This window comes from Pseudomonas sp. Nvir (genome assembly GCF_963778085.1).
Taxonomy (GTDB): Bacteria; Pseudomonadota; Gammaproteobacteria; order Pseudomonadales; family Pseudomonadaceae; genus Aquipseudomonas; species Aquipseudomonas juntendi.
Window position 1 is genome coordinate 5,572,301 of the sequence record NZ_OY970405.1, and the last position, 21,248, is coordinate 5,593,548.

Below are 21,248 nucleotides of genomic sequence, written 5' to 3' on the forward strand. Positions count from 1 at the left end.
TGCTGGATCTGTTCGGCGCTGAGTTCTTGGGACATACGTGCACACTCGTTTAGGACGGTGGATTCTAACCCAGTTGGCCGTGCCGGCGCTTTGTCGTACCTCGAACCGAAGTGCCGGCCAACAGGGTATAATCCCGCTCTTTTTTCCCGGAGCGACGTCATGTCCCTGCCCAGCCTTCGCCTCAAAGCCAATGCCGACCGCCGCCTGCGCGCCGGCCACCTGTGGGTCTACAGCAACGAAGTCGATGTCAGCGCGACCCCACTGCAAGGCTTCCAGGCCGGCCAGCAGGCCATTCTCGAGGCGGCCAACGGCAAACCGTTGGGCATCGTCGCACTCAGCCCGAACAATCTGATCTGCGCACGCCTGCTGTCGCGCGACATCAAGCTGCCGCTGGACAAGTCGCTGCTGGTGCACCGCCTCAATGTCGCCCTGTCGCTGCGCGAGCGCCTGTTCGACCAGCCGTGCTACCGCCTGGTCTATGGCGATTCCGACCTGCTGCCAGGGCTGGTGGTCGACCGCTTCTTCGACATCCTCGTGGTTCAGCTGGCCTCGGCCACCATGGAAGCGCACAAGGACGACGTGATCGCTGCCCTGGTGCAAGTACTCAAACCAAGCGGCATTCTGTTCAAGAACGATTCCGCCGCCCGTGACGCCGAAGGCTTGCAGCGCTATGTGGAGACCGTCTACGGCGAGGTGCCGGACTGGGTGCCGCTGGAAGAGAACGGCGTCAAGTTCGAAGCCCCGGTGCGTGAAGGCCAGAAGACCGGCTGGTTCTACGACCACCGCATGAACCGTGCGCGCCTGGCGCCGTACGTCAAGGGCAAGCGTGTGCTCGACCTGTTCAGCTACATCGGTGGCTGGGGCGTGCAGGCAGGTGCTTTCGGCGCCAGCGAAGTGTTCTGCGTCGATGCCTCGGGCTTTGCCCTGGATGGCGTGGAGCGTAACGCGGCGCTGAACGGCATCGGCGAAAAGCTGACCTGCATCGAAGGCGATGTGTTCGAAGCCCTGCGCGAACTGAAGGCTGCCGAAGAACGCTTCGACGTGATCATTGCCGACCCACCCGCGTTCATCAAGCGCAAGAAAGACCTGAAGAACGGCGAGGCGGCCTACCGCCGGCTGAACGAACAGGCCATGCGCATGCTGAGCAAGGACGGCATCCTGGTCAGCGCCTCGTGCTCCATGCACCTGCCCGAGGACGACCTGCACAACATTCTGCTGACCAGCGCCCGCCACCTGGACCGCAACCTGCAGCTGCTCGAGCGCGGCGGCCAGGGCCCCGACCACCCGGTGCACCCGGCCATTGCCGAAACCCGCTACATCAAGAGCATCACCTGCCGGTTGCTGCCAAACAGCTGATATCTGCCAAAATGGGCCGCCGCGCGGCCCTTTCCTGCTGCAATCTCCCCGCCAGCCATCCACATCTGCATTCCTTCGCCGCGCCAGGGGTGTAGAATCGGCCTATTCATCGCCAGTCATCCCCGGCGGGTTTATGAGCTCTGGTCAAGCCCGCGGCGATCCCGCGCAGTCTTCGGCCTCATCCGTGCCAGTGGCAACCGGCCTGCGGTACAAAGGACAAGAGAAGCTCACTCCCCTTTTTGTGACCTGATTAAGCCGCCAGGAGTGTTTCATGCCTGATTATCGTTCCAAGACTTCCACCCAGGGCCGCAACATGGCCGGCGCCCGTGCCCTGTGGCGCGCCACCGGCATGAAGGACGAAGACTTCAAGAAACCGATCATCGCCATCGCCAACTCGTTCACCCAGTTCGTCCCGGGCCACGTGCACCTGAAGGACTTGGGCCAGCTGGTCGCCCGCGAAATCGAACGCGCCGGTGGCGTGGCCAAGGAATTCAACACCATCGCGGTCGACGACGGCATCGCCATGGGCCACGACGGCATGCTGTACTCGCTGCCCAGCCGCGAGATCATTGCCGACGCCGTGGAATACATGGTCAACGCCCACTGCGCCGATGCCATCGTGTGCATCTCCAACTGCGACAAGATCACCCCCGGCATGCTGATGGCCGCCCTGCGCCTGAACATCCCGGTGATCTTCGTCTCGGGCGGCCCGATGGAAGCCGGCAAGACCAAGCTGGCCAGCCACGGCCTGGACCTGGTCGACGCCATGGTCATCGCCGCCGACTCCAGCGCATCCGACGAGAAAGTCGCCGAGTACGAGCGTAGCGCCTGCCCGACCTGCGGTTCGTGCTCCGGCATGTTCACCGCCAACTCGATGAACTGCCTGACCGAAGCCCTGGGCCTGGCCCTGCCGGGCAACGGCTCGACCCTGGCCACCCACTCGGACCGCGAGCAGCTGTTCCTGACGGCCGGGCGCACCATCGTCGAACTGTGCAAACGCTACTACGGCGAAAACGACGAGTCGGTACTGCCACGCAGCATCGCCAACTTCAAGGCGTTCGAGAACGCCATGATGCTCGACATCGCCATGGGCGGCTCGACCAATACCATCCTGCACCTGCTGGCCGCGGCCCAGGAAGGCGAGGTGGCCTTCGACCTGCGCGACATCGACCGCCTGTCGCGCAAAGTGCCGCAGCTGTGCAAAGTGGCGCCCAACATCCAGAAGTACCACATGGAAGACGTGCACCGCGCTGGCGGCATCTTCAGCATCCTCGGCTCGCTGGCGCGTGGCGGCCTGCTGCACACCGACCTGCCGACCGTGCACAGCCGCAGCATGGAAGAAGCCATCGCCAAATGGGACATCACCCAGACTGACGACGAAGCCGTGCACACCTTCTTCAAGGCCGGCCCAGCCGGGATCCCGACCCAGACCGCGTTCAGCCAGTCGACCCGCTGGGAAACCCTGGATGACGACCGCGAGAACGGCTGCATCCGCAGCTTCGAGCACGCCTATTCGCAAGAAGGCGGCCTGGCCGTGCTCTACGGCAACATCGCGCTCGATGGTTGCGTGGTGAAGACCGCCGGTGTCGACGAGTCGATCCACGTATTCGAGGGTACCGCGAAGATCTTCGAAAGCCAGGACAGTGCCGTGCGCGGCATCCTCGCCGACGAAGTGAAGGCCGGCGATATCGTGATCATCCGCTACGAAGGCCCGAAAGGCGGCCCGGGCATGCAGGAAATGCTTTACCCGACCTCGTACCTGAAGTCCAAAGGCCTGGGCAAGGCCTGCGCCCTGCTGACCGACGGCCGCTTCTCGGGTGGCACCTCGGGCCTTTCCATCGGCCACGCTTCGCCGGAGGCTGCTGCAGGCGGCGCCATCGGCCTGGTGCGCGACGGTGACAAGGTACTGATCGACATTCCCAACCGTTCGATCAACCTGCTGGTCAGTGATGAAGAGCTGGCTGCGCGCCGAGTAGAGCAGGACAAGAAAGGCTGGAAACCGGCTGAAGTCCGCCCGCGCAAGGTGACCACCGCACTGAAGGCTTATGCGTTGCTGGCAACCAGTGCCGACAAGGGGGCTGTGCGTAACAAGGCGATGCTCGAAGGGCTGTAAGGCTTCGAAAGCATGAAAGGAAAACCGGCGCACTGTGCGCCGGTTTTTTTATGCCTGCACCGGCCTCTTCGCGGGCTCGCCCGCTCCCACAGGGACCGCACAGCATCTGAAAGTCATGCAATGCAAGTGGGAGCGAGCGAGCCCGCGAAAAGGCCGGCCCACTCTACACAAGCCTTACTGGATCTGCTCCGGCGTCACGATCACCCAGTTCTTGTCCGCCGTCACCGGCAACCCTTCCTTGGCCTGCGCCGCCGCCTGCTTGGCAATCATGCCGTTCAACTGGTCCATGTACTTGGCCTTGCGGTTGATCCACAGGTGGATACCGCCCTTGCCGACGTCTACCCCATGAAACTGCATGTAGCCATCACTGGTTGGCGTGTCGCCGCCCACCAGCACCGGCTTCTTCCACTCATCGATGTAAGTCAGGATCGCCGCCTGCTTGCCCGCCATCCAGGTGGCCGGGGTCCACAGGTACGGGGTCAGTTCCAGCCCTTCGTTGGCTTTGGCGTCGTAGTGCCCGGCACTGATCTGCTTGCGCGCGGTAGTCAACTGGCCATTGGCGCGGTCCTTGAGCAGCAGGCTCACGCCAATCACATTCTGCGGCTTCACGTTGTAGCCGTATTTGGGGTCCGAAGCGACCATGCGCACCAACTCTTCAGAGGCGGCCGAAACCACATAGACCTCAATGCCGTTTTCCATCAGCTTGTTGTACAGCTCGGCCTGGCCCTTGAATACCTTCGGCGGCTGCACGTCGATCGCCTTCACCTGGTCGCCATCGTAATAGGTGCTGGGAATCGGCTGGGTCGAAGCCATCAGTTCGTCCACCTGCACCTTCAACTCCTTGAGGGTGAAGCCGGAAAACACCTGGGCGACCCACGGGTAGCACACCATGTCGTCGATTTCGCACAACCGGTAGTAGTAGCTGAACAGGCTTTCCTTGTGCTCGGCGGTGTCCTTGAACGGTATCAGCTTCAGCGACGGGTCAAGCTTGTCACGGCTCAGCAAGCCTTTGTTTTCCATGAACGGCAGCAAGGCTTCTTCCAGGTCATAGCGGTAACTGGTGTTGTCCATGTCGAACACAGCATAGTTACCTTTGTTGGCATTGGCAGCGATCATGCTGTCGAGCTGCCTGGCTGCATCGGCAGGCCAGTGCTTGAGCTCGGTGGCGAAGGTTTCGATACTGAACAGCAGGGACAAGCCAATAGCGGCAGCTTTCACGGCGACTTTCATGTACGAATCTCCTGAAATGATCTGCCAACGCTAGTGCAACCCGGCCGATGGGCGGCAGTCCACACCGACCTTGAGGCAGCAGTAAACGCCGTGTTCATTGCAATTTGCGACATGGCGTTATTCCATAAACGACTATGCACATTCCATTTGGGTATAAAGTCGTTTGTTTTCAGGCTGTTAGCATTTCCGTTCGCAATCGCTCACAGAGGCGATGCCACCCTTTGCTTTCTCTGCTGGAGCTTCAATGAATCTGCCGCTGTCACTCAACCTGCTGGCATTCCTGGCCCTGTTGCTGGGTCTGGCACAAACCCGCCGCACCGACTGGAGCCTGGCCAAGAAGGGCTTGCTGGGCCTGGCGCTGGGGGTACTCTTCGGCCTGGCCCTGCACACCGTGTATGGCGCCGGTCACCCGGTGCTCAAGGCCACCATCGCCTGGCTTGACCTGGTCGGCAATGGCTATGTGGGCCTGTTGCAGATGATCGTCATGCCGCTGATCTTCGCCTCGATCCTCAGTGCCGTCGCGCGCCTGCACAACGCCTCGTCGCTGGGCCGTATCAGCGTGCTGAGCATCGGCACCCTGCTGCTGACCACGGCCATTGCCGCGTTGATCGGCATCGTGCTGACCAACCTGTTCGGCCTCAGCGCCGAGGGCCTGGTGGCCGGCGCCCAGGAAAGCGCTCGCATGCAGGTCATCCACAGCGACTACGCAGGCAAGGTCGCCGACCTCAATATCCCCCAGTTGCTGTTGTCGTTCATTCCCAGCAACCCGGTAGGCGACCTGGCGCGGGCCAAGCCGACGTCGATCATCAGCGTGGTGATTTTTGCCGTGTTCGTCGGCCTGGCGGCCCTGCAACTGATCAAGGACGACGCCGAGCAAGGCGCACGTGCGCTGTCGGCCATCGACACCCTGCAAGCCTGGGTCATGCGCCTGGTGCGGGTGGTGATGAAACTGACCCCATATGGCGTGCTGGCCCTGATGACCAAGGTGGTAGCCAGTTCGAACATGGAAGACATCCTCAAGCTGGGCAGCTTCGTGGTGGTGTCCTACCTGGGCCTGGCGCTGATGTTCGTGGTTCACGGCATCATCCTCGCCGCCACCGGCGTCAGCCCGCTGCGTTTCTTCCGCAAGGTGTGGCCGGTACTCACCTTCGCCTTCACCAGCCGCTCCAGCGCAGCCAGCATTCCGCTGAACATCGAAGCGCAAACCCGCCGCCTGGGCGTGCCGCAGTCGATTGCCAGCTTCAGCGCCTCGTTCGGCACCACCATCGGCCAGAACGGCTGTGCGGGGCTCTACCCCGCCATGCTGGCGGTCATGGTCGCGCCTGCGGTAGGCATCGATACCTTCGACCCGCTGTGGATCGCCACCCTGGTGGCCATCGTCACGCTGAGTTCGGCAGGGGTTGCCGGCGTGGGCGGCGGCGCCACCTTCGCCGCGCTGATCGTGTTGCCGGCCATGGGCTTGCCGGTGGAACTGGTGGCGTTGCTGATTTCGGTCGAGCCGCTGATCGACATGGGCCGTACAGCGTTGAACGTGAATGGCTCGATGACTGCCGGGGTGGTCACCAGCCAGTTGCTGAAAGAGACCGACAAGGACGTGCTGGCCGACGATGAACATGCCGAGCTGAGCCATACCTGACAGATTGCCGGGGCCCACAGGGATTGCATCAGGGCTGACAGGTGTTTGCCACAAGATATGCGGCGCCTGTGAGATCGAGCGCCGCCCGCGCGGCGCATCGCGAGCTGCGCTCGCTCCTACGTTTGTTTCGGGCCAATTATGCCTGTGGGATTTGTGCGCGAACGCCTTGGCGCATGCCTCATTATCGCGCGGTACAAACAAGGCGGTCGCGCGCACCTGGCACAGGGGTTACTGGCCCGAAACAAACGTAGATACTCTGTTGGCGGTCAAGCTTTTCTGAGGTGTTCAGAGCTGAAAAGCTTGGCCGTATCAAATGGCTCATCTCCGCTCATGCACGCCCAGATGCCTGTCAGGTACTTGCGCATGACAGCGGCGATCGCTTGCATTTTTTTCTTGCCCCTGCTGATCAGCGACTCATAAAAAGCCTTCGCATAAGGATCGCAGCGCACCGCCGTCAGCGCAGGCATGTACATGGCTGCCCGTAAATAGGCATTCCCGCTTTTGCCGAGCCGACCAGGTTTATCAATGCTTGTTCCAGACTGTGTCTGTCGAACATCAAGGCCAGCATGACGAGCGACCTGAGAGGACTTGAGCGTTTCGGGCAGCGTGGTCAGCTCAGCCAGGGCGGCCAGCGCCGAGACCTCTCCAATCCCAGGGCCTGCGAGGAGTTGCTCGTACTGTCGAGTTAGCCTTGGACATTGGGCGATTAACTCGCGCCCTGCCTTACGAAAGCGCTCGATTCGATTACTTAGTGAAGCAATCTCTTCTTCTTGATCCTCGATCAACATCGAGGCAGTCGTGGCGGTCGCCTGCAATGCATGCAGCTCGTTCTTCGCCCTGATACGGTGTCCCACCAAACGATTGATGTGCCGGCCAAGGCCTCTGAGTTCAAGCTGTACAGTGCTTGGAGGTGTCCACAAACGCGGGGTCATACGCTCCCCGTACTCGGACAGCAGCTGAGCATCTATTGCGTCAGTCTTGCTGTTCACCAGCATCAGTTTGGCGAAGTTGTGGAAGCTCTTGGGGTTGATCACGGAAACAGGTAGGTCAGCAGCGTGCAGCTCAATGGCCAAGTCCAGGTAATAGATCCCGGTCGCCTCCATCACGATCGACGTAGGCTTGAGCGCCTGCAGCTTTTTCACCGCAGCCTTGCGACCGGCAGGGGTTTGAGCGATATCCCACTGACCGGCAGTGCGGCCATCTTTACGCACCCCAACGACCGAAGTCCGTGAGCCGATATCGAGGCCAACCCAGACACTCATTCTTCCCTCTCCCAAGCGAATTAGGTAACAATGGCCTCCGGTTCCCCGACCTCGAACTTCATGCCGCTGCAACCTTGTAATGCGAAGTCCGACTTGTCGGCTTCTCGATACTCTTCGTGGTGGGCAATGAGGCGGGGGGCCTCTCTACGTACAAGGTCAGGGGCAAACCCTGCCTTCAGGAGCGATCGGCCTCCCCGGAAGTGCTTCTTCAGCCTGACGAGAATAACTTCTCCCGCCAGGCCAGTCACAACATACAAGGAGCGAGCGCAGCTCGCGATGCGCCGCGCGGGCGGCGCTCGATCTCACAGGCACTGCATATCTTGTGGCGACCACCTGTCAGCCCTGATGCAATCCCTGTGGGAGCTGGCTTGCCCGCGATGGGCCGCCAAGCGGCCCCCAGAAATCTCAAACCCTGTCCCAAACCTCGAAGTGATACCCAGGCTTGCCTTCTTCACCCTGTGCCTCGCTCGACACCAGCTTCCACTGCCCCTGGTCGAACTCGGGAAACCAGGCATCCCCTTCCGGCGCCAATTCCACCCGCGTCAGGTACATCCGGCTGACCAGCCCTTTCTCCAGCGCCTGCCCATAGAGCTGCGCCCCGCCAATCAGCATCAGCTCATCGACGCCTTTTTCGCGCGCCCACTGTTCGGCCCGCACCAGCGCCTGCTCCAGCGAGCCGAAGACTTCGGCGCCTTGCAGCTGCAGCCCAGGCTGCCGGCTGACCACGATATTCAACCGCCCGGGCAGCGGCCGGCCCAGTGAGTCCCAGGTCTTGCGCCCCATGATGATCGGCTTGCCCAGGGTGGTGGCCTTGAAGTACTTGAAGTCCCCCGGCAGATGCCAGGGCATGGAGTTGTCGATGCCGATCACACGGTTCTCGGCGTGAGCCGCGATCAGGCTGAGGGGGAGTGATGTATTCATGCCAGCGAGGATAGCACCGGGCGTGTGGGTTATGCTTCTGCCCTGACCTGTGCAATGGAAGACCTTGTGACCGCACCGACTCCACTGGACAAACGCTGGCTGACCGAAGCGGTCCGCCTGCGCGAGGAACACGCCGGCCTGCTGGAAGACCAGGCCGCCAACCGTCATGCGCGCCAGCGCGGCGGCGACTTGGCGGCGCGCATCGAAAGCCGGGCGCTGTTCCTGGCCGAACGCGACGGCATGGCCACGGCCCTGCGCCACTGGAAACAGGGCGCGCGCCTGGCGGTGCTGGCCCTGCTGCTGCTAGCCGTGCTCAGCGGCGCCGGCCTGGCCCTGGCGGCGCTTGGCGACGGCCAGCGCCCGGTCAACGTCTTCTGGGCGTTGGGCAGCCTGTTGGGGCTGAACCTGCTGACGCTGCTGGGCTGGGCCATTGGTTTTGCCCTCAGTGGCGAACACGGGGCGGGGTTGGGCCGTTTGTGGCTATGGCTGAGTGAGCGCTTCGCCCGCGATGCCAAGGCCGCGCACCTGGGCCCGGCACTGCTGGTACTGCTGCAGCGCCAGCGCCTCAACCGCTGGCTGCTAGGCCTGCTGGTACACAGCCTGTGGCTGCTGGCGATGCTCTGCGCGCTGGGCATGCTGCTGGCTCTACTGGCCACCCGTCGCTATGGCTTCGTGTGGGAAACCACCCTGCTCGCCGCCGACCCGTTCATCCAACTCACCCAGGCGCTGGGCGCGCTGCCTTCGCTGCTGGGCTTTGCCGTGCCCGACGAGGCCATGATCCGCGCAAGTGGCGACAGCCAGCCGGCCCTCGACGTGGCGCGCCAGGCCTGGGCCAGCTGGCTGCTCGGCGTGGTGCTGGTATATGGCCTGTTGCCCCGCGCTCTGCTGGCCGGGTTGTGCCTGTGGCGCTGGCGCCAGGGCCGCCAGCGCCTGACCCTGGACCTGAGCCTGCCGGGTTACGCCCAACTGCGCGAAGCGCTGATGCCGCGCAGCGAGCGCATCGGCGTGCAGGACGCGGCCCCCGAGGCGTTGCCAGGGTTCGCCGCCGAGCAGTTGCAAAGCGCCAGCAGCGGCGCCCTGCTGGTGGGCCTGGAACTGGACGACCAGCAGCCCTGGCCACCCCGCCTGCCCCCAAGCGTGACCGATGCCGGCGTGCTCGACAGCCGCGAGTCGCGCAACCGCCTGCTCGAGCAACTCAGCCGCTTTCCGCCGGCACGCCTGGCCATCGCCTGTGACCCGCGCCGCTCGCCCGACCGCGGCAGCCTGGCGCTGCTCGCCGACCTGGCACGCAATGCTGGCGCCACAAGGGTCTGGCTGCTGCAGGCAGCACCCGGCCAGGCGCTGGACGCTCGGCGCCTGGGCGACTGGCATGAAGCCCTCGAGCGGCTGGGCCTGCCCTATGCCGACACCTCACCGCTGACCTGGCTGGAGCATGGCCATGACTGAGCCGCTGAAATTGGCCGTGGTCGGCCACACCAACGTTGGCAAGACCTCGCTGCTGCGCACCCTGACCCGCGACGTGGGCTTCGGCGAGGTGTCCCACCGCCCCAGCACCACTCGCCATGTCGAAGGCGCGCGGCTGTCGGTGGACGGCGAACCGTTACTGGAGCTTTACGACACGCCAGGGTTGGAGGACGCCATCGCCTTGCTCGACTACCTGGAGCGGCTGGAGCGCCCGGGCGAGCGCCTGGACGGCCCTGCCCGCCTCGAGCGGTTCCTGCAAGGCAGCGAAGCGCGCCAGCGTTTCGAGCAGGAAGCCAAGGTGCTGCGCCAGTTGCTGGCCAGCGACGCCGGCTTGTATGTGATCGATGCCCGCGAGCCAGTGCTGGCCAAGTACCGCGACGAACTGGAGGTGCTGGCCAGTTGCGGCAAGCCACTGTTGCCGGTGCTCAACTTTGTCGCCAGCCACCAGCACCGCGAGGCGCAATGGCGCGAAGCCCTTGCCCGGCTTGGCCTTCACGCGTTGGTACGGTTCGACAGCGTAGCCCCACCCGAGGACGGCGAACGCCGCCTGTACGAAAGCCTGGCCCTGCTGCTGGAAAGCGCCCGCCCGGCCTTGCAACGGCTGATCGACGACCAGCAGGCCCAACGCCTGGCCCGCCAGCACAGCGGCAAGCGCCTGATTGCCGAACTGCTGCTGGACTGCGCTGCCTGCCGGCGCAGCGTCGATGCCGAACCGGCGGCCGAAGCCCGGGCCATCGAAGCGCTGCGCCAGGATATTCGTCAGCGTGAGCAACGGTGTGTCGAAGCCCTGCTCAAGCTGTATGCCTTCCGCCGCGACGATGCCCACGCCAGCGACCTACCGCTGCTGGATGGGCGCTGGGGCGATGACCTGTTCAACCCCGAAACCTTGAAGCTGCTGGGCGTACGCCTGGGCAGCGGCGTAGCCGCCGGCGCAGCGGCAGGTGCCGGAGTCGACTTGCTGGTTGGCGGGCTTACCCTGGGGGCAGCGGCCCTGGCCGGGGCGCTGGCCGGCGGTGTGTTGCAGACGGCGCGCAACTATGGCGCGCGCTTGCTGGGCAAACTCAAGGGCAAGCGCGAGTTGACCGTGGACGATACGGTGTTGCGCTTGCTGGCCTTGCGTCAGCAGCAGTTGATGGTGGCCCTGGACAGCCGCGGGCATGCAGCGCAGGACAGCATCAGGCTGGGTGAGCTGGATGAAAAGGCCTGGCGTGAGGGCAAGCTGCCAGAGGCACTGGTCAGGGCGCGGGCGCATCCACAGTGGTCCACCCTAAACCCGGGGGCGAAGCTGAACCAGGCCGAGCGCCAAGAACAGCTGGAGGCGCTGGTGTCTCAGTTTTGAACGGGCGGCGAGCCTGAACCGCCCCATACGCACCAGGCAGGCCTTTATTTGCGCAGCAGGCGCAAACCGTTGAACACCACCAGAAGGCTCACGCCCATGTCGGCAAATACCGCCATCCACAGGGTGGCCATGCCGGCAAAGGTGATCGCCAGGAATATGCCCTTGATGCCCAGCGCCAGAACGATGTTCTGCAGCAGGATCGCCCCGCTTTGCCGCGACAACCGAACGAAGGCCGGGATTTTCCGCAAGTCATCGTCCATCAGCGCCACATCGGCGGTTTCGATGGCGGTATCGGTGCCGGCCGCGGCCATGGCGAAACCGATCTCGGCACGGGCCAGTGCCGGCGCATCGTTGATGCCGTCACCGACCATACCCACCCGGTGGCCCTGGGCGTACAAGGCTTCAATGCTTTGCAGTTTGTCGGCCGGCAGCAGGTTGCCCTCGGCGCGGTCGATGCCTACCACGGCGGCAATGGCCTGGGCGGTGTGCGGGTTGTCACCGGTCAGCATCACCGTCTTGATGCCCAGCTCATGCAGTTCGGCAATCGCCTGACGGCTGCTTTCCTTGACCGTGTCGGCCACTGCAAACAGCGCCAGCGGGCCGCTGGGGTCGAGTAGCAGGACCACTGTCTTGCCCTGGCGCTCCAGCCCATCCAGGCGGGCCTCCAACTCGGGCGAACACAGCCCCAGTTCCTCGACCAGGCGGTGATTGCCCAAGTGGTAGACCTGGCCGTCGATGGTGCCACGCACGCCCCGCCCGGCCAGGGCGACAAAGTCGTCGACCTCGCTCAAGGCCAGGCCTTGCTGCCTGCCGAACTGGGCGATGGCTCGCGACACCGGGTGGTCCGAACGCTCGCCCAGGCTGGCGGCCAAGGCCTGGGCGCGGCCTTCGAACAGCGGCGCCAGCACCTCGGCGTCGGTCTGGGCAGGTTTGCCATGGGTGATGGTGCCGGTCTTGTCCAGGGCCAGGAAGTCCAGGTGGCGGCCGCCTTCCAGGTAGATGCCCCCCTTGACCAGCATACCCTTGCGCGCAGCGGCGGCCAGGCCGCTGACGATGGTCACCGGGGTGGAGATCACCAGGGCGCACGGGCACGCCACCACCAGCAGCACCAAGGCGCGGTACACCCAGTCGAACCAGGCACCGGCCATGAACAGCGGCGGCACCACCGCCACGGCCAAGGCGATGGCGAACACCACCGGGGTGTAGATGCGCGAGAAGCGGTCGACGAAGCGCTGGGTCGGCGCCCGTGCCCCTTGCGCCTGCTCCACAGCCTTGATGATCCGGGCCAGGGTCGACTGCCCGGCAGCAGCGGTCACGCGAAACTCCAGCGCCCCTGCCTGGTTGATGGTGCCGGCAAACAACTTGTCGCCGACCGCCTTCTCCACGGGCAGGCTTTCGCCGGTGATCGGCGCCTGATCGACGCTGGATTGCCCGCTGGTCACTTCACCGTCCAGGCCAATGCGCTCGCCAGGGCGCACCCGCACCTGTGCACCGATGGCTACCTCACGCACTGGCACTTCACGCCACTGGCCATCGGCTTGCTGCACCGTCGCCATGTCCGGCGTCAGTTGCATCAGGCCGCTGATGGCATTGCGCGCACGGTCCAGCGAGCGGGCTTCGATCAGCTCGGCGATGGTGAACAGCACCATCACCATGGCTGCCTCCGGCCACTGCCCGATCAATACCGCACCCGTGACGGCGATGCTCATCAGTGCGTTGATGTTGAGGTTGCGGTTTTTCAGGGCGATCCAGCCCTTTTTGTAGGTGCCCAGACCGCAGCCGAGTATGGCTGCGAGTGCCAGCGCGGCCACCACCCACTCCGGCGCAAGCGCAGAAAAGTGCACGATTTCCGCGGCGATTGCCGCAGTACCCGCCAACGCCAGCGGCCACCAACGGGTTTTCGCCGGTGCCGATGCGCTGGCGCTGCCGTCGTCATCGGCGCCCAGCGGCTCGGCTTTCATGCCCAGGCTGTCGATAGCCCGCTCGATTTCGGCGGTACCACCCAGGGTGTGGCGCACGCCAAGCACGCGGTTGATCAGGTTGAATTCCAATTGCTCGACGCCAGCCAGCTTGCCGAGCTTGTCCTGGATCAAGGTCTGCTCGGTGGGGCAGTCCATGGCATCGATGCGGAAGCGGCTGAGGCGCGCGTGGCCACTGGCCTGCTCGCTCAACTGCACCAGCGCCGGCGCAGCTTCGGCACTGCAGCAGCTGTGCTCATGGGCATGATCGTGGTGATGACCGTGCTTGTGTTCGTGGCTGACAGGCTGGTTCATGGGGGGTCCTTAAAGTGAGCCTGTTGCCAAGTGAACACCCTGTAGCCACTATAGGGTCAAGCCATTAGCGGGGAATTTGGTAATGAAGATCGGTGAACTGGCCAAAGCCACTGACTGCGCGGTGGAAACCATCCGCTACTACGAGCGGGAAAACCTGCTGCCCGCACCTGCGCGCAGCGACGGCAACTACCGCCTCTACACCCAGGCGCATGTCGAGCGGCTGACGTTCATCCGCAATTGCCGCACGCTGGACATGACCCTCGATGAAATCCGCAGCCTGCTAAGCCTGCGCGACAGCCCGGCTGACGCGTGCGGCAGCGTCAACGCGCTGATCGACGAGCATATCGAGCATGTGCAGGCGCGCATCGACGGGCTGGTAGCGTTGCAGGCGCAGTTGATAGAACTGCGCCGGCGCTGCAGCGCACAGGGGGCAGAATGCGCGATCTTGCAGCAACTGGAGACGAATGGTGCGGTAACGGTGCCGGAAACCGAGCATTCGCACGTGGGCCGCAGCCACGGGCATTGAGGAACACGATCTCCCGTAGGAGCGGCTTCAGCCGCGAACACCGGCAAAGCCGGTGCCAGCCACCGCGTCGCCTGCTTCGCGGGCGCGCGCTCTCCCACAGGTTAGGGTGCTGGCTTCAAGCTCACGCTGCTGATGTAGGAGCGGCCTTGTGTCGCGAAAGGGGCGCAAAGCGCCCCCCGGCCATCCCAGGACCTACACCGCCATCGGCGCTGTCATCGGCGCATGATGCTCATAGCCTTCCAGCCAGAAATCACTCGGCTCGATCTTCTCCAGCCACTCGGGTTCGTACTTGCCCGTTTCGGCAAACGCCGGCACCCGGTCACTGATCACCAGCTTCGGCGCTTCCAGCGGCTCGCGCTTGAGCTGCTCGTTGAGCATGTCCAGGTGGTTTTCATACACGTGGGCATCGCCGATAAAGTAGGTGAACCAGCGCGGGGTGTACCCGGTCAGGCGGCCGAACAGGGCCAGCAGCGCCGCACCTTCGGTAAGGTTGAACGGTGTCCCCAGGCCCAGGTCGTTGGAACGGATGTAGAGCGTCAGGGAAATTTCCCTGGTCTCGACATTCGGATGGAACTGGTACAGCAGGTGGCACGGCGGCAGCGCCATCTCGTCGAGCTGCGCGCAGTTCCAGCCGTGGAACAGGATGCGCCGGCTGCCCGGGTCGTTGGCGATGGTGTCCAGGCACTGGCGCACCTGATCGATAGCCTTGTACAGGATGACGAAGGCGACACCGTCTTCCTCGTCCTGGGCGATACGGCGGAAGCCCGCCTGCTCGGCCATGGCGATAGCGGCAGGGTTGCCCAGCGGGATGCGCTTGTAGCCAGGCCACTGGCGCCACTGCACGCCATAGATTTCACCCAGGTCATCATGGCCCTGGCGGAACGGGTTGGCCAACCACTGGGCGTTTTCGTTGGCATTCTGGTCCCACACCTTGCAGCCCAGCTCGCGGAACTCACCGGCGTTCTTCACGCCACGCAGAAAGCCGACCATCTCGCCGATCGCCGACTTGAACGCCAGCTTGCGCGTGGTAATGGCCGGGAAGCCCTTCTGCAGGTCGAAACGCAGCATTGCACCCGGCAGGCTGATGGTGCGGATGCCGGTGCGGTTGCCCTGCAGCGTGCCGTTTTCGATAACGTCGCGGACCAGGTCCAGATACTGTTTCATGGCTTACCTGTAGCAGATACGGCAGGGGGATCGCCCCTGCCGTGGGATTAATCAGGCGGGATTCGCCGTGGGCTTGCGATTATAAGCCCACCAGATCAGGCCGAGGCCAGCGAGGATCATCGGCACGCAGAGAATCTGACCCATGGTCAGCCAGCCCCACGCCAGATAGCCCAGCTGGGCGTCCGGTACGCGAACGAACTCGACGATGAAACGGAAAATGCCGTAGAACAGCGCGAACATGCCGGACACGGCCATGGTCGGCCGCGGCTTGCGCGAGAACAGCCAGAGGATCACGAACAGAGCCACGCCTTCCAGCGCAAATTGATAGAGCTGCGACGGGTGGCGCGGCAGTTGCGCGGGGTCGCTGAAGGGCGGGAAGATCATCGCCCACGGCACGTCGGTCGGCTTGCCCCACAATTCGGCGTTGATGAAGTTGCCGATACGCCCGGCGCCCAGGCCGATCGGCACCAGCGGCGCGACGAAGTCCATCAGCTCGAAGAACGACTTGTTGTTGCGCTTGCCGAACCACAGGGCTGCCAGCATCACCCCAATGAAGCCGCCGTGGAACGACATGCCACCCTTCCACACCTCGAAGATCAAGGTCGGGTTGGCCAGGTAGGCGTGCAGGTCGTAGAACAGCACGTAGCCCAGGCGGCCACCGACGATTACCCCCATCGACAGCCAGAACACCAGGTCGGAGAGCTTTTCACGGGTCCAGGTCGGGTCGAAACGGTTCAGCCGACGCGAGGCCAGCAACCAGGCGCCACCGATGCCGATCAGGTACATCAGGCCGTACCAGTGAATTTTCAGCGGGCCAATGGCCACGGCCACGGGGTCTATCTGCGGGTAAGGCAGCATGGAACTTCCTCTCGATTCAAATCAAAAAGCTGAGGCCAACACAGAACAGCAGGGCTGCGAACAGGCGTTTCAACAGGCGCGGCGACAGCTTGTGCGCCAGGCGCGCGCCAAAGCGGGCGAAAAACATGCTGGTCACGGCAATGCCGACCAGCGCCGGCAGGTACACGTAACCCAGGCTGTGGGGCGGCAAGTGCTGCTCATGCCAACCTAGCAGCATGAAGCTCAAGGCACTGGCCATGGCGATCGGCAGGCCGCAGGCAGAAGATGTGGCCACTGCCTGTTGCATGGGCAGGCTGCGCGAGGTCAGGAAAGGGACGGTCAGCGAGCCACCCCCAATGCCGAAAATGGCCGAGGCCCAACCGATCACCCCACCCGCGCCAACCAGCACAGGCTTGCCAGGCACACCATGGCTGGCCTTGGGCTTGAGGTCCAGGGCCATTTGCGCGGCGATGACCAGTGCGAAGACACCAATGATCTTCTGCAGGAGCGGGCCCTGGATCAGCGAGGCGGTCTTGGCGCCGACCCCGGCCCCCAGGAGGATGCCCAGGGTCATCCAGGCGAATATCGGCCATTGCACCGCACCCTTGCGGTGGTGTTCGAGCACGGCATTGATCGAGGTGAACACGATGGTCGCCAACGACGTACCCACCGCCAGGTGGGTCAGTACCGAGGCGTCAAAACCCTGCAGGGTGAAGCTGAACACCAGCACCGGCACGATGATGATGCCGCCGCCCACGCCGAACAGCCCCGCCAGCACGCCGGCACAGGCGCCCAATAGCAGATAGAGCACGAATTCCATTCGGCATCCCCGAGAAATCAATCAGGCATGGTAACGGAAGCCGGGTTCGAGGCTCTAGTGAAGTCTGTGTCAGGATGGATCCTGCCCGCAGCTGTGGGTACAGTGGCAGAAAACACAGAGGCCTGACCGATGTGCCTGATCGTATTCGCCTGGCGGCCGGGGCACGCCCTGCCGCTGATCGTCGCGGCCAACCGCGACGAATTCTACGCCCGCCCTGCCCAGGCCCTGGCGGCCTGGGAGGATGCGCCCGGGGTGCATGCCGGGCGGGACCTGGAGGCCGGTGGCACCTGGCTGGGCGTGGGCCCACAGGGGCGCTTTGCGGCGCTGACCAATATCCGTGACCCGCGGCAGGCGCAGGGGCCCCGCTCGCGCGGCGAGCTGGTGGCGGGGTATCTACGGGGTGAGCTGGGGGTTGAGGCTTACCTGGACGAGGTGGCCAGCCGTAGCGGGCAGTATTCGGGGTTCAACCTGCTGGTGGGTGATGGGCGCCAGCTGGGTTACCTGCATGGCCCAGACGTGGCGCCGCGCCTGCTGGAAGCCGGGGTGTACGGGCTGTCCAATGCCGGGCTGGATACCCCATGGCCAAAGCTGGTGAAGGCGCGAAGCGGGCTGCAGAGGTTGCTGGAAACGCCGGAGCCACCACAGTTGCTGGCGCTGCTGGCCGATGGCGAGCCTGCAGCTGACGGGGAGCTACCGGACACCGGCGTGGGCATGGCGACCGAGAAGCTGCTGTCGAGTGTGTTTATTGCCAGCCAGAGTTATGGGACACGCGCGAGTACTGTGCTGATTGTGGATGATCAGGGCAGAAGGCGCCTGATCGAGCGCAGTTTCGGGCCGTTTGGTGGGCACTTGGGGGAGGTTGAGCTGTCGGTCTGAACAGCGCCTTTCGTGGGAGCGGGCGTGCCCGCGAAGAGGCCCGAACAGGCAACCCCCCCCCTTACAGGGTTTTATTGGCCCCAGGCCCGATCATCCGCGCCAGCCCCAGGTTTTTCAGCGCCAGCTGCAACGAGCTGTGGATAACTTGCGGGTTGTCGTGGCTCAAGGCTTCGACGAGCAGCTCCTTGGCCTTGCCCATGTTCACCTGGCGCAGCATCCACTTCACCTTGGGCAGGTTGGTGGCGTTCATCGACAGGCTGTCGAAGCCCATCGCCATCAACAGGATCGCTGCCGCGGGGTCACCCGCCATCTCGCCGCAGATGCTGACCGGTTTGCCCTCGCCATGGGCATCACGCACCACGGTATTCAGCGCCTGCAGCACCGCCGGGTGCAAGTAGTCGTACAGGTCGGCGACCCGTGGGTTGTTGCGGTCCACGGCCAGCAGGTACTGGGTGAGGTCGTTGGAACCGACCGACAGGAAATCCACCTGCCGCGCCAGCTCCTTGGTCTGGTACACCGCCGCAGGGATCTCCACCATGACGCCAACCGGCGGCATCGGCACGTCGGTGCCTTCGTCGCGCACCTCGCCCCAGGCCCGGTGAATCAGGTGCAGCGCCTCTTCCAGCTCGTGAATACCGGAAATCATCGGCAGCAGGATGCGCAGGTTGTTCAGGCCCTCGCTGGCTTTGAGCATGGCGCGGGTCTGCACCAGGAAGATTTCCGGGTGGTCGAGGGTCACACGGATGCCGCGCCAGCCGAGGAACGGGTTGTCTTCTTTGATCGGGAAATACGACAGCGCCTTGTCGCCACCAATGTCGAGGGTGCGCATGGTCACCGGCAGTGGGTGGAAGGCCGCCAATTGCTCACGGTAGATGGCCAGCTGCTCTTTTTCGCTGGGGAAGCGCTGGTTGATCATGAACGGCACTTCGGTGCGGTACAGGCCCACCCCTTCGGCACCGCGTTGCTGGGCCCGAGCCACATCGGCCAGCAGGCCGGTATTGACCCACAACGGCATGCGGTGGCCGTCAGGGGTGATGCAGGGCAGCTCGCGCAGGGCATCCAGGCCCTGGGCCAACTGGCGCTCTTCCTCGACCACGTCGCTGTACTGCTTGCGCAGCACTTCGCTCGGGTTGGTGAACACCTCGCCCTTGTAACCGTCGACGATCAGCTCGATGCCGTCGACCTTGGAGTAAGGCAGGTCGACCAGGCCCATTACCGTGGGGATACCCATGGCACGGGCCAGGATGGCAACGTGGGAGTTGCCCGACCCCAAGACCGACACCAGGCCAACCAGCTTGCCTTCCGGCACTTCGCCGAGCATTGCCGGGGTCAGCTCTTCACTGACCAGGATGGTGTTGTCGGCGTAGACCAGCGACTGCGAGCGGGCCTCTTGCAGGTAGGCCAGCAAACGCCGGCCCAGGTCCTTCACGTCGGAGGCACGCTCGCGCAGGTAGTCGTCGTCCATCAGCTCGAAACGGTTGACGTGCTCGCCGACCACCTGGCGCAGGGCGCCCTGGGCCCACTGGCCGGTCTTGATGACCGCGGTCACCTCGCCGCCCAGCGCTGCGTCTTCGAGCATCATCAGGTACACATCGAAAAGAGCGCGCTCTTCCGGGCGCAGCTGCGTCGCCAGTTTGGCCGACAGCTTGCGCATGTCTTCGCGCACGCCTTCAAGGGCGTTTTCGAACAGCTTGAGCTCGGCGTCGATGTCATCGACGGCCTTGTCGGGCACCACTTCGAGGTCGGCAGGCGGCAACATGACCACGGCACGCCCTACGGCAGCGCCTGGCGAGCCAGGCACGCCGACGAAACGCGCTTCCTGGATGCCCTTGCCCTGCCGGCCCAGGCCACGGATCGAGCCGGTGGCCTCGGCGTGGGCGATAACCCCGGCAAGCTGGGCGCTCATGGTGACCAGGAACGCTTCTTCGCCCTCGTCGAACTGGCGGCGCTCCTTCTGCTGGATGACCAGCACCCCGACCACGCGGCGGTGGTGAATGATCGGTGCCCCGAGGAACGAGGCGAATCGCTCTTCGCCAGTTTCGGCAAAGTAGCGGTAACGCGGGTGGTCGGCGGCGTTTTCCAGGTTCAGCGGCTCTTCGCGGGTACCGACCAGGCCGACCAGGCCTTCGTTGGGCGCCATGCTGACCTTGCCGATGGAGCGTTTGTTCAGGCCTTCGGTGGCCATCAGCACGAAGCGATTGGTTTCCGGGTCAAGCAGGTACACCGAGCAGACCTGGCTGCCCATGGCCTCCTTGACGCGCAAGACAATGATCCCCAACGCCGACTTGAGATCTTTGGCGGAGTTTACTTCCTGGACGATCTTGCGCAGCGTATTGAGCATGGCTCGGGGTCGAACTCCGTCGTCAGTCGCGCGTCAGAAGACGCGGTGCTAGCTCTTTCAGGGCGCGCCGGTATACCTCGCGCTTGAATGTCACAACCTGGCCCAGCGGGTACCAATAGCTCACCCAACGCCAGCCGTCGAACTCCGGCTTGCCGGTGAGGTCCATTCTTACCCGTTGTTCGTTGCTGACCAGGCGCAGCAGGAACCACTTCTGCTTCTGGCCGATGCACAGCGGCTGGCTGTGGGTCCGCACCAGGCGCTGCGGTAAACGATAACGCAACCAGCCACGGGTGCAGGCAAGAATTTCCACATCATCGCGTTCAAGGCCAACTTCTTCGTTCAGCTCGCGGTACAGGGCATCTTCCGGCGTTTCGTCAGGGTTGATTCCACCCTGGGGAAATTGCCAGGCATCCTGGTTGATCCGTCGAGCCCATAGCACCTGCCCGGCATCATTCGTGAGAATGATCCCGACATTGGGGCGAAAACCATCCGGGTCGATCACGGCAGCAACCTCGCAAACGCATGTCACCGCATTGTTCCACAAAGCTTGCGAGCGCAGCAACGCGCCCGCCACGCTTATGTGCCGCGGCGTGAAAACTCCTTGTTCGGTGAAGGCAAGGTGATGCAGGCAAGCGTTGGCCGCTGCTGCGTCAGACTGGCTTGGCGCCCATCAGCCCGGCGATGGACAGCAGGCAGACGCCACTGAACACCGCCAGCGCCAAGGTGAAGCGCAACCCTACCGGCTCGGCCTTGCGCAGACGGTTCAGCCGCACCAGCAGCCACCACACGGCAAACGCACCAAGCGTATAGATGACGCTGGACGCCAGCACCCAGGTCTGCCCCAGCGGCCAACCGACCAGGTGCACCAGCCACCAGCCGGTGAACGGCATGCTTACCAGGCACAGCACCATTACCAGCCACACGAACACCAGCGGCCGGCGCAGCAGCTTGGCATAGGCCTGCGCATCGCCCTGGCGGCGGGCGCGCACGGTCCACACCGCCAGGCCCAGGGCACCCAGCAGCAGGAGTGCAGTGGCGATGATGTGCAGTGTTTTCAGGGTGGTCAGATGTTCCATGTGTGCGTTGTCCT

The 21,248-nt window shown here is 64.0% G+C and carries 17 protein-coding genes; 7 read left to right on the top strand and 10 right to left on the bottom strand.

The genetic code is table 11. The features are described from left to right. Nucleotides 1–159 precede the first annotated feature (159 nt). Both AACG97_RS26605 and ilvD read left to right on the top strand, forming a co-directional pair. Nucleotides 160–1,356: a class I SAM-dependent rRNA methyltransferase gene (locus AACG97_RS26605; RefSeq protein WP_009683362.1), complete on the top strand. Its 1,197-nt coding sequence runs from the start codon at nucleotides 160–162 to the stop codon at nucleotides 1,354–1,356. Nucleotides 1,357–1,627: 271 nt separating this feature from the next. Continuing rightward, nucleotides 1,628–3,469, top strand: a complete 1,842-nt coding sequence (ilvD, locus tag AACG97_RS26610) for a dihydroxy-acid dehydratase (protein ID WP_009683363.1) — start codon at nucleotides 1,628–1,630, stop codon at nucleotides 3,467–3,469. 174 nt (nucleotides 3,470–3,643) lie between these two features. Here ilvD and AACG97_RS26615 read toward each other — a convergent pair whose 3' ends face one another. Beyond that, nucleotides 3,644–4,699 (bottom strand): phosphorylcholine phosphatase, encoded by a 1,056-nt coding sequence (locus AACG97_RS26615; RefSeq protein ID WP_009683364.1) that lies wholly within the window; start codon nucleotides 4,697–4,699, stop codon nucleotides 3,644–3,646. 244 nt (nucleotides 4,700–4,943) lie between these two features. On the opposite strand from AACG97_RS26615, the gene AACG97_RS26620 reads away from it, so the two are divergent. Then, entirely contained in the window at nucleotides 4,944–6,335 is a 1,392-nt protein-coding gene (locus AACG97_RS26620) for an L-cystine transporter (RefSeq protein WP_232555192.1), read from the top strand. Between the two features lie 266 nt (nucleotides 6,336–6,601). Here the strand turns inward: AACG97_RS26620 and AACG97_RS26625 are convergent, their stop codons facing one another. Next, nucleotides 6,602–7,597 (bottom strand): IS110 family transposase, encoded by a 996-nt coding sequence (locus tag AACG97_RS26625; protein ID WP_029887815.1) that lies wholly within the window; start codon nucleotides 7,595–7,597, stop codon nucleotides 6,602–6,604. Between the two features lie 405 nt (nucleotides 7,598–8,002). Continuing rightward, nucleotides 8,003–8,518 carry a dihydrofolate reductase gene (locus tag AACG97_RS26630; RefSeq protein WP_029887255.1) on the bottom strand — a complete coding sequence of 172 codons (516 nt, stop codon included), beginning with the start codon at nucleotides 8,516–8,518 and terminating at the stop codon, nucleotides 8,003–8,005. Nucleotides 8,519–8,572: 54 nt separating this feature from the next. On the opposite strand from AACG97_RS26630, the gene AACG97_RS26635 reads away from it, so the two are divergent. Further along, a complete protein-coding gene (locus AACG97_RS26635; protein ID WP_009685090.1) occupies nucleotides 8,573–9,964 on the top strand; it encodes a DUF2868 domain-containing protein in 1,392 nt (463 codons plus the stop codon). After that, nucleotides 9,957–11,321: a GTPase/DUF3482 domain-containing protein gene (locus tag AACG97_RS26640; RefSeq protein ID WP_197886574.1), complete on the top strand. Its 1,365-nt coding sequence runs from the start codon at nucleotides 9,957–9,959 to the stop codon at nucleotides 11,319–11,321. Before AACG97_RS26635 ends, AACG97_RS26640 begins: the two co-directional genes overlap by 8 nt. Nucleotides 11,322–11,365: 44 nt before the next feature. On the opposite strand, the gene AACG97_RS26645 is transcribed toward AACG97_RS26640, so the two are convergent. Further along, nucleotides 11,366–13,594, bottom strand: coding sequence for a heavy metal translocating P-type ATPase (locus AACG97_RS26645; protein ID WP_232555054.1), 2,229 nt, complete (start codon nucleotides 13,592–13,594; stop codon nucleotides 11,366–11,368). A gap of 82 nt (nucleotides 13,595–13,676) precedes the next feature. On the opposite strand from AACG97_RS26645, the gene cadR reads away from it, so the two are divergent. Then, entirely contained in the window at nucleotides 13,677–14,120 is a 444-nt protein-coding gene (cadR, locus tag AACG97_RS26650; protein ID WP_029887259.1) for a cadmium resistance transcriptional regulator CadR, read from the top strand. A gap of 192 nt (nucleotides 14,121–14,312) precedes the next feature. Here cadR and AACG97_RS26655 read toward each other — a convergent pair whose 3' ends face one another. From AACG97_RS26655 to AACG97_RS26665, 3 genes are read right to left on the bottom strand one after another with little or no spacing between them, the layout of a single operon-like run. Beyond that, nucleotides 14,313–15,284, bottom strand: coding sequence for a thymidylate synthase (locus tag AACG97_RS26655; protein WP_029887260.1), 972 nt, complete (start codon nucleotides 15,282–15,284; stop codon nucleotides 14,313–14,315). A 51-nt stretch (nucleotides 15,285–15,335) separates the two neighbouring features. Then, nucleotides 15,336–16,142 (bottom strand): prolipoprotein diacylglyceryl transferase, encoded by an 807-nt coding sequence (gene lgt, locus AACG97_RS26660; RefSeq protein WP_009685084.1) that lies wholly within the window; start codon nucleotides 16,140–16,142, stop codon nucleotides 15,336–15,338. Between the two features lie 16 nt (nucleotides 16,143–16,158). After that, the gene (locus tag AACG97_RS26665) at nucleotides 16,159–16,941 is read right to left on the bottom strand and encodes a sulfite exporter TauE/SafE family protein (RefSeq protein WP_054882076.1); all 783 of its coding nucleotides are present in this window, start codon (nucleotides 16,939–16,941) and stop codon (nucleotides 16,159–16,161) included. 129 nt (nucleotides 16,942–17,070) lie between these two features. Between AACG97_RS26665 and AACG97_RS26670 the strand changes: the two genes are divergently transcribed. Next, nucleotides 17,071–17,817 (top strand): NRDE family protein, encoded by a 747-nt coding sequence (locus AACG97_RS26670; protein ID WP_054882075.1) that lies wholly within the window; start codon nucleotides 17,071–17,073, stop codon nucleotides 17,815–17,817. 61 nt (nucleotides 17,818–17,878) lie between these two features. Here the strand turns inward: AACG97_RS26670 and ptsP are convergent, their stop codons facing one another. The 3 genes from ptsP to AACG97_RS26685 form a co-directional block, all read right to left on the bottom strand. Beyond that, nucleotides 17,879–20,158: a phosphoenolpyruvate--protein phosphotransferase gene (gene ptsP, locus AACG97_RS26675; protein ID WP_009685081.1), complete on the bottom strand. Its 2,280-nt coding sequence runs from the start codon at nucleotides 20,156–20,158 to the stop codon at nucleotides 17,879–17,881. 22 nt (nucleotides 20,159–20,180) lie between these two features. After that, nucleotides 20,181–20,660, bottom strand: a complete 480-nt coding sequence (locus AACG97_RS26680) for an RNA pyrophosphohydrolase (protein ID WP_003249017.1) — start codon at nucleotides 20,658–20,660, stop codon at nucleotides 20,181–20,183. A 148-nt stretch (nucleotides 20,661–20,808) separates the two neighbouring features. Continuing rightward, a complete protein-coding gene (locus tag AACG97_RS26685) occupies nucleotides 20,809–21,234 on the bottom strand; it encodes a DUF2269 domain-containing protein (RefSeq protein ID WP_009685080.1) in 426 nt (141 codons plus the stop codon). Nucleotides 21,235–21,248 lie beyond the last annotated feature (14 nt).

Coding starts and splice junctions, on each gene's coding strand:
- AACG97_RS26605 (WP_009683362.1), top strand. CDS start 160: ATGTCCCTGCCCAGCCTTCGCCTCAAAGCCAATGCCGACCGCCGCCTG.
- ilvD (WP_009683363.1), top strand. CDS start 1,628: ATGCCTGATTATCGTTCCAAGACTTCCACCCAGGGCCGCAACATGGCC.
- AACG97_RS26615 (WP_009683364.1), bottom strand. CDS start 4,699: ATGAAAGTCGCCGTGAAAGCTGCCGCTATTGGCTTGTCCCTGCTGTTC.
- AACG97_RS26620 (WP_232555192.1), top strand. CDS start 4,944: ATGAATCTGCCGCTGTCACTCAACCTGCTGGCATTCCTGGCCCTGTTG.
- AACG97_RS26625 (WP_029887815.1), bottom strand. CDS start 7,597: ATGAGTGTCTGGGTTGGCCTCGATATCGGCTCACGGACTTCGGTCGTT.
- AACG97_RS26630 (WP_029887255.1), bottom strand. CDS start 8,518: ATGAATACATCACTCCCCCTCAGCCTGATCGCGGCTCACGCCGAGAAC.
- AACG97_RS26635 (WP_009685090.1), top strand. CDS start 8,573: ATGGAAGACCTTGTGACCGCACCGACTCCACTGGACAAACGCTGGCTG.
- AACG97_RS26640 (WP_197886574.1), top strand. CDS start 9,957: ATGACTGAGCCGCTGAAATTGGCCGTGGTCGGCCACACCAACGTTGGC.
- AACG97_RS26645 (WP_232555054.1), bottom strand. CDS start 13,594: ATGAACCAGCCTGTCAGCCACGAACACAAGCACGGTCATCACCACGAT.
- cadR (WP_029887259.1), top strand. CDS start 13,677: ATGAAGATCGGTGAACTGGCCAAAGCCACTGACTGCGCGGTGGAAACC.
- AACG97_RS26655 (WP_029887260.1), bottom strand. CDS start 15,284: ATGAAACAGTATCTGGACCTGGTCCGCGACGTTATCGAAAACGGCACG.
- lgt (WP_009685084.1), bottom strand. CDS start 16,142: ATGCTGCCTTACCCGCAGATAGACCCCGTGGCCGTGGCCATTGGCCCG.
- AACG97_RS26665 (WP_054882076.1), bottom strand. CDS start 16,941: ATGGAATTCGTGCTCTATCTGCTATTGGGCGCCTGTGCCGGCGTGCTG.
- AACG97_RS26670 (WP_054882075.1), top strand. CDS start 17,071: ATGTGCCTGATCGTATTCGCCTGGCGGCCGGGGCACGCCCTGCCGCTG.
- ptsP (WP_009685081.1), bottom strand. CDS start 20,158: ATGCTCAATACGCTGCGCAAGATCGTCCAGGAAGTAAACTCCGCCAAA.
- AACG97_RS26685 (WP_009685080.1), bottom strand. CDS start 21,234: ATGGAACATCTGACCACCCTGAAAACACTGCACATCATCGCCACTGCA.